A 9,996-nucleotide genomic window follows, 5' to 3' on the forward strand; every position below is an offset into this window, starting at 1 on the left:
CTGTTGCCGTGCGTGTCGACGACCCTGCGCAGTTCGTTCGCGAGCCGCTGGGTCAGCTCCTCCCAGTCGACCGACACGAACTCGTCGGACCCTCGGGAACTACTGGGTCCCGGGCCGTTCTCGAGCCACCCGCGGCGCACCACCGGGCCGGTGATCCGCGCCTTGCTGCGGACCGACCCGGCGATGTTGCCCAGCACCGGTGACGGATTCGCGTCACCGGTGTACGGGTGGGCGGCGACGACGTCGCCGTCGGCGACCTCGGCCTCGAACATGCCCCAGTGCGACATGTGCTGGTAGCGGGGCGCGGTGCGCGCCCCGTCGGCGTCATTCATCTGTGCTGTGTCAGATCACGGCAGAGCGGTGATGAGCTTCTCCACATCCACCCGCGGGCCGGTGAAGAAGGGCACCTCCTCGCGGACGTGCAGACGGGCCTCGGTGGCGCGCAGATCGCGCATCAGGTCGACGATGCGGTACAGCTCGGGCGCCTCGAACGCGAGAATCCACTCGTAGTCGCCGAGCGCGAACGAGGGCACGGTGTTGGCGCGGACGTCCTTGTACGTGCGGGCCGCCATACCGTGGTCGGCGAGCATCTTGCGCCGCTCCTCGTCGGGCAGCAGATACCACTCGTAGGAGCGGACGAACGGGTACACGCAGATGTAGTTACCCGGGTCCTCACCGGCCAGGAACGCCGGAATGTGGCTCTTGTTGAATTCGGCGGGACGGTGGCACGCGACGTTGCTCCACACAGGCTTGCTCGCGCGGCCCAGTGCGGTGGTGCGGCGGAAGTCGGCGTAGGTGGCCTGGAGGGCTTCGATGCTCGCCGAGTGCGTCCAGATCATGAAGTCGGCGTCGGCTCGCAGACCGGCCACGTCGTAGAGCCCGCGCACCACGACACCCTTGTCTGCCTGACCTTCGAAGAAGATCCGCGCCTCCTTGATCACAGCTTCCCGGTCGTCCCCGAGTACACCGGGTTCCACCTGGAACACCGAGAACATGAGGTAGCGGATTTCAGAGTTCAATGCGTCGAAGTCGAGGCGTGCCATGGGTCTATCGTGCCACTCGCCCGGCGAGCCGTGCAGCCGCCGTCGTCGCAGCGGCCACACACGCGGGAACACCGACCCCGTGGAGGAGTGCCCCGGACACCTCGAGACCGTCCAGACCTGCGACTTCCTGCTCGATCACCGCCACCCGGTCGAGATGGCCGGGACCGTACTGCGGCAGGCCGCCGTGCCAGCGCTGGACGTGTACCGCGACGGGCTCCGCGGTCACCGCCGTGACGGTCGCGAGATCCTGCCGGGCGGCGGCGATCAACTCGTCGTCGGGTGCGTCGACGACGGCGGCGTCGCCGAACCGTCCGAACGAGGCCCGGACGAGAGTCACCTCCCGCTCGGCGAGGTGCGGCCACTTGCGGCTCGACAGGGTGAACGCTTTCGCGCCGAGCGCGGCGTCGGTGGCGACGAGGATCCCGGAGTTCTGCGGGARGTCGACCCGGATCGGCAGCGCCAGCGCGACGACCGCCGAGGAGGCCAGTGGAATGTCCGCGGCGGCCGCCGACGCGCGGGGGGCGATGCCGGCGAGCAGGTCGGCGAGTTGCGGGGCGGGCACGGCGAGGACGACCCCGTCGACGCGGCCCACAGGTTCTGCCGACCAGCCGTCGCCGTCCCGGCCGAGTGTCCGGATCCGCTCGTGCACGATCTCCGCCGACGCGGCCTCCGTCAGGGCGCGCAGCAGGACGCCGTAGCCGTCGCGCAGCGCCCCGAACACGGGCCCGGGGGTCGGGGCAGGGAGGGCGTCCGCCACGGCCGCGGACAGGCTCGTGGCGCCGCGGTCGAGCGCCGCCGCGAGAGTGGGCAGGGCGGCGCGCACGCCGATGGTGTCCGCGAGACCCGAATAGACCCCTCCGAGAAGCGGATCCACCGACCGCTGGACCACCTGCGCGCCGAACCGGTCGCCGACCAGTGCACCGACGGCGATGTCCGCGCCCGGTGTCCAGTCGAAGGGCACCGTCCGCTCCCCCGCCATGCGCGCGAGCGTCCGGTCGTCGACAAGACCGCGCAGGCTGTTTCCGTCCGCCGGGATCCCCATGAGGGTGTCGGTCGGCAGCGGGTGCAGCGCGTCCTCGGACCAGATGAGCGGCCGCAGTCCCGCCGGATACACCAGCTGGTCGGAGAGGCCGAGTTCGCCGAGCAGGGCCGGGAGTTCCGGTCGCCGCGCGATGAAGGCTTCCGCCCCGACGTCGACGGGTTCCCCCGCCAGGTCCACCGTGCGCAGCTTGCCGCCGAGCCGCTCCGCGCCGTCGGCGAGGACGATCCGGGCATCGGCGCCGAGCCGTTGCCGCAGCCGGTACGCGGCGACGAGCCCGGAAATGCCGCCGCCGACGACGAGAACGTTCGGCGACGACCCGGTCACAGGGAGTGCACCAGCTCGACCAGCGCGGTCAGCGCGCCCGGGTCGGTGTCGGGCAGCACGCCGTGCCCGAGGTTGAAGATGTGTCCCGTGGCGCCGGCGGCGAGGGCGGCGTCCGCTTCCGCGGTGATGCGGCGGACCTGCTTCTCGACGGCCGCCGGTCCCGCGAACAGCACCGCGGGGTCGAGGTTGCCCTGGAGCGCCTTGCCCGGGCCGACCCGGCGCGCCGCCACGTCCAGGGGGATGCGCCAGTCGACACCCACCACGTCGGCGCCCGCTTCGCCCATCGCGCCGAGCAGTTCACCGGTTCCGACACCGAAATGGATGCGCGGCACCTTCGCGCTCTCCACCTCCGCGAACACCCGCTCGGAGTGGGGCAGCACGAATTCCCGGTACTCGGCGAGGGACAGCGCGCCGGCCCACGAGTCGAACAGCTGGATCGCGTCGACGCCGGCGCGCAGCTGGGTCTGCAGGAAGGTGATGGTGGTGTCGGCGAGGGTGCCGAGCAGCGCGTGCCACGTCCGGGGGTCGGAGTGCATCAGCGCCTTCGTGCGCTCGTGATTGCGGCTCGGACCGCCCTCGACCAGGTACGAGGCGAGGGTGAACGGGGCTCCGGCGAAGCCGATCAGCGGCGTCGAGCCGAGTTCCGCGGTGAGCAGCTGCACGGCCTGCGCGACGGCGCCGACCTCTTCCGGCACGAGGCGCGGCAGGGCGGCGACGTCGGCGATCGACCGGACCGGGTTCGCGACGACGGGACCGGTGCCGGCGACGATGTCGAGATCGATCCCGGCGGCCTTGAGCGGCACCACGATGTCGGAGAACAGGATCGCGGCGTCGACGCCGTGCCTGCGCACCGGCTGCATGGTGATCTCGCAGACGAGTGCCGGATCGAAGCACGACTCGAGCATCCCGATCCCCGATCGGATCTCGCGGTACTCGGGAAGCGAGCGGCCCGCCTGCCGCATGAACCACACCGGGCGACGACCGGGGGTACGGCCTTCCGCGGCCGCCAGGAGGGGCGCGTCGGGGAGCACCCGCCTCGCGGCGTACGTCGCCCGTTCGCTCATGCCTGCATTGGTGCTTTCCAACCCGCTCATCGGTCCTCGCGCTCTCTGCCTGCTCGAATTTCGGCAGCTCTCATGCTGCCATGCCGGGACTCCGCCGCCGATCGGCCCTGCTCGGCGCGCCTCCGACGAGATGTGTGGGTCCGGGTCTAACGTCCCGAGCTGTGACGACTTCGGGATCGCCCGCCGAACCGGCCGAGTTCCGCGCCGCGGTCGAAGCGATGAATTCCGCGCAGGTTCGCGCGGACATCGAGCTGGGCCCCATCCGGCCCCCGCAACGGCTCGCGCCGYACAGCTACGCCGTCGGCGCAGAGGTCGTGCACGAGGACACCGGGGTCGTCGCCGAACAGAGCGAGGGTGACGCGTTCGGCAGGCTGATCCTCCTGTTCGACCCCGAGGGTGACGAGGCCTGGAACGGCACGATGCGGCTGGTCGCCTACATTCAGGCCGATCTCGACGCCGCCGTGGCGTCCGACCCGCTGCTTCCCGAAGTGGCGTGGAGTTGGCTCGTCGACGCACTCGAGTCGCGCCACGAACCTCTCAACGCGCTCGGCGGGACGGTGACGGCGACGACGTCCGTGCGCTACGGCGACATCGCCGGTCCCCCGCATGCGCATCAGCTGGAACTGCGCGCGTCGTGGACGGCGACATCGGTCGAACTGGCGACGCACGTCGAGGCGTTCTGCGAGGTCCTGGCGTATGCGGCCGGTCTGCCGCCCGCCGGGGTGTCGCAGCTGCGGACGCTGGGCGGCAAATAGTCAGGCCGATTCCGTGCCCGCCGCAGGCACGTCGGTGGTGGCGCTGCGCGACCATTCCAGGAATCGCCCGACCGCCTGCGTGACGGAGATGCTGCGGATCGAGGGGAACACGTCGAACGCGTGCTGCGCGCCCTTCAGTTCGGCGTAGACGACGGGGTTGTCGGACACCTGCCGGAGTTCGTCGACGAAGATCCGCGCCTCGGCGACGGGGATCAGCGAATCGCTCGTGCCGTGGATCACGAAGAACGGCGGTGCGTCCGCCCGGAGGTGCGCGAGCGGGGACGCGGCCCGGTAGTCGTCGGGGAACGTGGCGTGCTTGCCGAGCACCATCGGCATCAGTCCGGAGTGCACGCGCTGGAGAACGGCTTTGATTCCGGTGTCGCCGGCGATGTCGTAGACCCCGTAGTACGGCACACACGCCTGAACCGATGTGTCGACGTCCTCGAAGCCCGGCTGCAGGTGACTGTCGTTCGCGGTGAGTGCCACCATGGCGGCGAGGTGGCCACCCGCGGAACCACCTGTGACGGCGATGAAGTCGGGGTTGCCGCCGTATTCCTCGACGTGCTCCCGGAGCCAGGCCAGCGCCTGCTTGATCGCGATCAGGTGTTCGGGCCATTTCGCCTTCGGCGACAGCGGGTAGTTGACGGCCGCGCACACCCACCCCCGCGAGGCCATCTCGAGCATGAGCGGCAGACCCTGTTGATCCTTGTTCCCGATCACCCATCCCCCGCCATGGATCTGCAGGAGGACCGGGCTCTTCGACGGCAGATCCTGCCGGTGATAGATGTCGAGGCGGGCCCGCCGCCCGCCCGGCCCGTACGCGAGGTTGCGGACCCGGGTGACCGCCTTGTTGCGCATCCAGAACGGGTTGAGGAGTTGCCGCCACACCGGTCGCCCGGGGTGTTCGATGGCTGCGTCGCGGTCGGTGTAGTTCTCGCCGAGCGTGTCGACGAGAGCGGATTCGGCTTCCGCTCCGGCGCCCCGACCGGTGGCGATCACGGCGGCGAGCCCGGCGGCGGATGCGGCGGCCAGCGCGAGGCCGACACGGTCGCTTCGGGTTCGTGTTCCGTGACGCGCGGCGTGCTGGGCGGCGTCGGCCGCGGTCACGGCGAGCAGGTGCGGCGCGAGTTCGGTGGTGAGCCACCCCGAGAAGAACGCGACCACCGACGTGGGCGCACCGGGCAGGGGACGCAGGGCGTTGGCGGCGAGTGCGGCGCCGACGGCCTGCCGGAGAACGAAGCCTCGGGTCATACCCCCAACCGTAGAACATGTTCTAATCGATCGGTTGCCCACCCCAGCCGGCGGATGCCGGATCGAGAACGAGACGGAGCCGCCAATCGTAGGTCACGCCACGGCGTCGACCTCGCACTTTCACGATTCAATGGACCACAATCTAGAACGTGTTCTAGTATCGGGAGCATGCAGCGACTCAGCGGTCTCGACGCGTCCTTCCTCTACCTCGAAACGTCGACGCAACTCCTCCACGTCTGCGGAGTCATCATCCTCGACGCGTCGACGGTTCCGGGCGGCTACACGTTCGCCCAGCTCAAGGCGGAACTCGGCGCGCGCACCGAGGCGATTCCCTCGTTCCGGCGCAAGCTGCAGGACTCGAAGTTCAACCTCGACCACCCCGTGTGGGTCGAGGACACCGACTTCGACATCGACCGGCACTGCCATCGCGTTGCGCTCCCCGCGCCCGGCGGCCGCGACGAGCTGGCCGAACTGTGCGGTGACATCGCAGGCATTCCCCTCGACCGCGCCCGGCCGCTGTGGGAGATGTGGGTGATCGAGGGTCTCGAGGACGGCTCCGTCGCCGTCATGTCGAAGATGCACCACGCCGGGGTCGATGGCATCACCGGCGCCAACATGATGGCCCAGCTGTGCGGCCTCGAACCGGACGCACCACGCCCCGGCCCCGACGACTCCGCCGAGAGCGCGGGACAGGCCAGCACACTCGACATCGCCGTCGGCGGGCTGCTCGCCGTCGCGTCCCGGCCCGCGAAACTGCTGAGGATCGTCCCGCAGAGCCTGACACTGCTGCCCCGCTGGATCGGCCGGGCCCGCCGCGGCGCCGCCATGCCCGCGCCGTTCACCGCGCCGCGCACGTCCCTGAACGGCACGTTGACCAGTCACCGCAATCTCGCGTTCACCCAGCTCGACCTCGAGAAGGTCAAGACGGTCAAGGACGCGTTCGACGTCAAGGTCAACGACGTGGTGCTCGCACTGTGCTCGGGCGCACTGCGCAAGTACCTGCAGAACCGCCGGGAGCTGCCCGACAAGTCGCTGGTCGCCATCGTCCCGGTCTCGGTCCACGGAAAGTCGGACCGGCCGGGCACCAACCAGGTGTCCGGCATGTTCACTCAACTCGGCACCCAGATCGAAGATCCGGCCGAACGCCTGCTCGCGATCGGCGAGCACAACTCGACATCGAAGGAACACAACGAGACCCTCGGCGCAAGCCTGCTGCAGGACTGGTCCCAGTTCGCCGGGCAGGCCGTGTTCGGCACCGCCATGCGCCTCTACTCGACCCTCGGCCTGGCGGAACGGCATCCGGTGGTCCACAACCTGGTGATCTCCAACGTGCCCGGGCCGTCGGTCCCGCTGTATTTTCTGGGTGCCCTGATCAAGGCGATGTATCCGCTGGGCCCGATCTTCCACGGCGCCGGGCTCAACGTCACGGTGATGTCGCTGAACGGTCAGCTCGACGTCGGCCTGATGAGCTGCCCGGAACTCGCACCCCACCTCTGGGACCTCGTCGACGCGTTTCCCGCGGCGTTGGACGAGCTCGTCCAGGCAGCGGGGAACCGGTCGTGAACCCGCCGGTGCGCTGCGGGAATCCCGAAGCGACGTAGAGTCAGCTGTCATGTCCGAAGTCACCGACGACGCCTCGTCACCCGGCCCCGCCGAAGAGCCCGGCCGGCAGATCGTTCCCCTGCTCGCACCCCGGGACGGCGTGCCCGACGTCGTGACCACGGCGGAGGGTGTCGCGAAGGCCGCGGCCGCGCTGAGCGAGGGCACCGGGCCGCTGGCCGTCGACGCCGAGCGGGCGTCCGGCTTCCGCTATTCGGCGCGGGCGTATCTCGTGCAGTTGCGCCGGGAGGGTGCGGGGACGGTGCTCCTCGACCCGATCCCCACCGCCGCCGATCTCGCCCCGCTGGCGGAGGTGATCAACCCGCTGGAGTGGATCCTGCACTCCGCGGACCAGGATCTGCCGGGGCTCGCGGAGATCGGTCTGGCTCCGGCGACACTGTTCGACACCGAACTTGCGGGGCGCCTCGCCGGGTTCGAACGGGTCGGTCTCGCCGCGATCGTCGAGCGGACGCTGGGCCTCGAACTGCGGAAGGGTCACGGCGCCGCCGACTGGTCGAAGCGGCCGCTGCCCGATTCCTGGTTGAACTATGCGGCCCTCGACGTCGAGGTTCTCGTCGAGTTGCGGAACGTGATGGCCGCGGAACTCGACGGGCAGGGCAAGAGCGAGTGGGCTGCACAGGAATTCGAGCACATCCGGCTCGCGGGGCCCCCGAAGCCCAAGGCCGACCGCTGGCGGCGGACGTCGCACATCACGTCGCTGAAGACGCAGCGGCAACTCGCCGCCGCCCGCTCGCTGTGGCAGGCCCGCGAGGACCTCGCCCGCAAACGCGACGTCTCCCCCAGCCGGGTCCTGCCGGATGCGGCGATCATCGACGCTGCGACGAAGGACCCGCGGAGCATCGAGGCACTCCGGGCGCTGCCCGTCTTCGGCGGTCCCCGTCAGCGGCGGCACTCCCGGATCTGGCTGCAGGCGCTCGAGGATGCCCGGGCGCTGCCGGACACCGAACTGCCACCGAAGACCCCGCCGTTCACGGGACCGCCGCCGGCGAGCCGGTGGGCGCGGCACGACCCCGACGCCGCCGAGCGGCTGACGGCGGCCCGCGCCGCGCTGGCCGCTCTCGGCGAGGAGGTGTCGGTGCCGGTGGAGAACCTGGTGACCCCGGAACTCGTCCGCAGGTTGTGCTGGGACTGGTCGGCCCCCGAGGGCGGCGACGTCGAGTCGGCGATCGACCGGGTGCTCGCCGCGGGCGGTGCCCGCCCCTGGCAGCGGATGCTGACGGTGCCCGTGCTGGCGAGCGCGCTGCTCTCCGCCGCCGAGCAGAAGGGTTCCGGCGACTGATCGACTGCACCGACGCGCGCGGTGAGCGCGTGAATTCCCGATGAGGTACCCATTAAGTTACCCGCGAGTAACGGTAGGGGTACGCTGGTCTGGAGGCCGGACGCCTGGCCGTGATCCGGAACCAAACTGCTCCATCAGGAGGAATTCGCGTGGCTCCATCCACCACAACCCAACGCAACGTCGTGTTCGTCGACGGCATCCGCACTCCGTTCGGCAAGGCCGGCCCCAAGGGCATCTACGCGGAGACCCGCGCGGACGACCTCGTCGTCAAGACCATCCGCGAGCTGCTTCGCCGTAATCCGCAGCTCGACCCCGCGCGTATCGACGAGGTCGCCATCGCCGCGACCACGCAGACGGGCGATCAGGGTCTCACCATCGGCCGCACCTCCGCGATCCTGGCCGGGCTCCCCGAGACCGTCCCCGGTTTCGCGATCGACCGCATGTGCGCCGGCGCCATGACGTCCGTCACCACCACCGCGTCGGGCATCGGCTTCGGCCAGTACGACGTGGTGATCGCGGGCGGCGTCGAGCACATGGGCCGCCACCCGATGGGCGAGGGCGCAGACCCGAACCCCCGGTTCCTCGCCGACCGCCTCGTCGACCCCAGCGCGCTCGTCATGGGCAACACGGCCGAGAACCTGCACGACCGGTTCCCGACCATCACCAAGGACCGCACCGACGCGTACGCCGTCGCGAGCCAGAACAAGTACGAGGCCGCCCGCAAGGCCGGCTTCATCGCCGACACCCTCGTGCCCGTCGCCACCCGCTCCGCCGCGGGCTGGGGCCTGGCCACCGAGGACGAGCCGCCGCGTCCGGGCACCACGCTCGAGGACCTCGCCAAGCTGAAGACGCCGTTCCGTCCCGCGGGCCGCATCACCGCGGGCAACGCGGCCGGTCTGAACGACGGCGCGACCGCCGCCCTCCTCGCCGGTGAGGACACCGCGCTCGAACTCGGACTGCCGATCGGCATGCGCATGGTCGGATTCGCGTTCCAGGGCGTCGACCCCGCCGTCATGGGCATCGGCCCGGTGCCGGCCACCGAGAAGCTGCTGGCCCGTACCGGCCTGAAGATCGAGGACATCGGCCTGTTCGAGATCAACGAGGCCTTCGCCGTTCAGGTCCTCGCGTTCCTCGAGCACTACGGCATCGCCGACGACGATCCGCGAGTCAACCAGTGGGGCGGCGCCATCGCGTGCGGCCACCCCCTCGCGTCCTCCGGTGTCCGCCTGATGACCCAGCTGTCCCGCCAATTCGCCCAGCGCCCCGACGTCCGCTACGGCCTGACCACGATGTGCATCGGTCTGGGCATGGGCGGAACCGTGATCTGGGAGAACCCGAACTTCGATGGAGTCAAGTAGATGACCGACATTGCAACGGCATTCGCCGACGAGGTCGTGACCAACGCGTACACCAAGATCGTCGCCGTACCCGGCATCGAGGGCCCGGTCGCGCTGATCACCCTCGACAACGGTTTCGACCACACCAAGCCGTCGTCGTTCGGCCCGGGCGGCCTGAAGGCCCTCGACGCCGCACTGGACGAGGCGTTCGCCGCCCACCCCGTCGCGATCGCGATCACCGGTAAGCCCTTCATCTTCGCCGCAGGCGCGGACCTCAAGGG

Annotated in this window: 8 protein-coding genes and 2 pseudogenes; 5 read left to right on the top strand and 5 right to left on the bottom strand. The window is 70.3% G+C overall.

What is annotated here, in order from left to right; genetic code table 11:
• The 4 genes and pseudogenes from AC1D1G_RS35565 to hemE form a co-directional block, all read right to left on the bottom strand.
• A pseudogene (locus AC1D1G_RS35565) lies at positions 1–332 on the bottom strand (molybdopterin oxidoreductase); the annotation flags it as partial.
• A gap of 15 nt (positions 333–347) precedes the next feature.
• Positions 348–1,043 carry a hydrogen peroxide-dependent heme synthase gene (hemQ, locus tag AC1D1G_RS35570; protein WP_105414618.1) on the bottom strand — a complete coding sequence of 232 codons (696 nt, stop codon included), beginning with the start codon at positions 1,041–1,043 and terminating at the stop codon, positions 348–350.
• Between the two features lie 4 nt (positions 1,044–1,047).
• Positions 1,048–2,409 (bottom strand): protoporphyrinogen oxidase, encoded by a 1,362-nt coding sequence (locus AC1D1G_RS35575; protein WP_477955779.1) that lies wholly within the window; start codon positions 2,407–2,409, stop codon positions 1,048–1,050.
• On the bottom strand, positions 2,406–3,473 hold the full coding sequence (hemE, locus tag AC1D1G_RS35580) for a uroporphyrinogen decarboxylase (RefSeq protein ID WP_005263993.1): 1,068 nt from the start codon (positions 3,471–3,473) through the stop codon (positions 2,406–2,408). Before hemE ends, AC1D1G_RS35575 begins: the two co-directional genes overlap by 4 nt.
• 161 nt (positions 3,474–3,634) lie before the next feature.
• Here hemE and AC1D1G_RS35585 point away from each other — a divergent pair, with 161 nt between their 5' ends.
• Positions 3,635–4,228 carry a DUF3000 domain-containing protein gene (locus tag AC1D1G_RS35585; protein WP_477955780.1) on the top strand — a complete coding sequence of 198 codons (594 nt, stop codon included), beginning with the start codon at positions 3,635–3,637 and terminating at the stop codon, positions 4,226–4,228.
• Here AC1D1G_RS35585 and AC1D1G_RS35590 read toward each other — a convergent pair whose 3' ends face one another.
• The gene (locus tag AC1D1G_RS35590) at positions 4,229–5,479 is read right to left on the bottom strand and encodes an alpha/beta hydrolase (protein WP_283331890.1); all 1,251 of its coding nucleotides are present in this window, start codon (positions 5,477–5,479) and stop codon (positions 4,229–4,231) included. It abuts the gene before it with no gap.
• A 168-nt stretch (positions 5,480–5,647) separates the two neighbouring features.
• Between AC1D1G_RS35590 and AC1D1G_RS35595 the strand changes: the two genes are divergently transcribed.
• The 4 genes and pseudogenes from AC1D1G_RS35595 to AC1D1G_RS35610 all read left to right on the top strand — a co-directional run.
• The gene (locus AC1D1G_RS35595) at positions 5,648–7,042 is read left to right on the top strand and encodes a WS/DGAT/MGAT family O-acyltransferase (RefSeq protein ID WP_477955782.1); all 1,395 of its coding nucleotides are present in this window, start codon (positions 5,648–5,650) and stop codon (positions 7,040–7,042) included.
• Positions 7,043–7,091: 49 nt separating this feature from the next.
• A complete protein-coding gene (locus tag AC1D1G_RS35600; protein ID WP_283331892.1) occupies positions 7,092–8,378 on the top strand; it encodes a ribonuclease D in 1,287 nt (428 codons plus the stop codon).
• 149 nt (positions 8,379–8,527) lie between these two features.
• Positions 8,528–9,736, top strand: a complete 1,209-nt coding sequence (locus AC1D1G_RS35605) for a thiolase family protein (protein ID WP_283331893.1) — start codon at positions 8,528–8,530, stop codon at positions 9,734–9,736.
• Positions 9,737–9,996 (top strand): annotated as a pseudogene (locus AC1D1G_RS35610) (3-hydroxyacyl-CoA dehydrogenase NAD-binding domain-containing protein); the annotation flags it as partial.

It is taken from the genome of Rhodococcus sp. P3_B8, assembly GCF_056402775.1.

Bases quoted from the DNA above. Each gene is read 5' to 3' on its own strand.
- hemQ (WP_105414618.1), bottom strand. From the start codon at position 1,043: ATGGCACGCCTCGACTTCGACGCATTGAACTCTGAAATCCGCTACCTC.
- hemE (WP_005263993.1), bottom strand. From the start codon at position 3,473: ATGAGCGAACGGGCGACGTACGCCGCGAGGCGGGTGCTCCCCGACGCG.
- AC1D1G_RS35590 (WP_283331890.1), bottom strand. From the start codon at position 5,479: ATGACCCGAGGCTTCGTTCTCCGGCAGGCCGTCGGCGCCGCACTCGCC.
- AC1D1G_RS35595 (WP_477955782.1), top strand. From the start codon at position 5,648: ATGCAGCGACTCAGCGGTCTCGACGCGTCCTTCCTCTACCTCGAAACG.
- AC1D1G_RS35600 (WP_283331892.1), top strand. From the start codon at position 7,092: ATGTCCGAAGTCACCGACGACGCCTCGTCACCCGGCCCCGCCGAAGAG.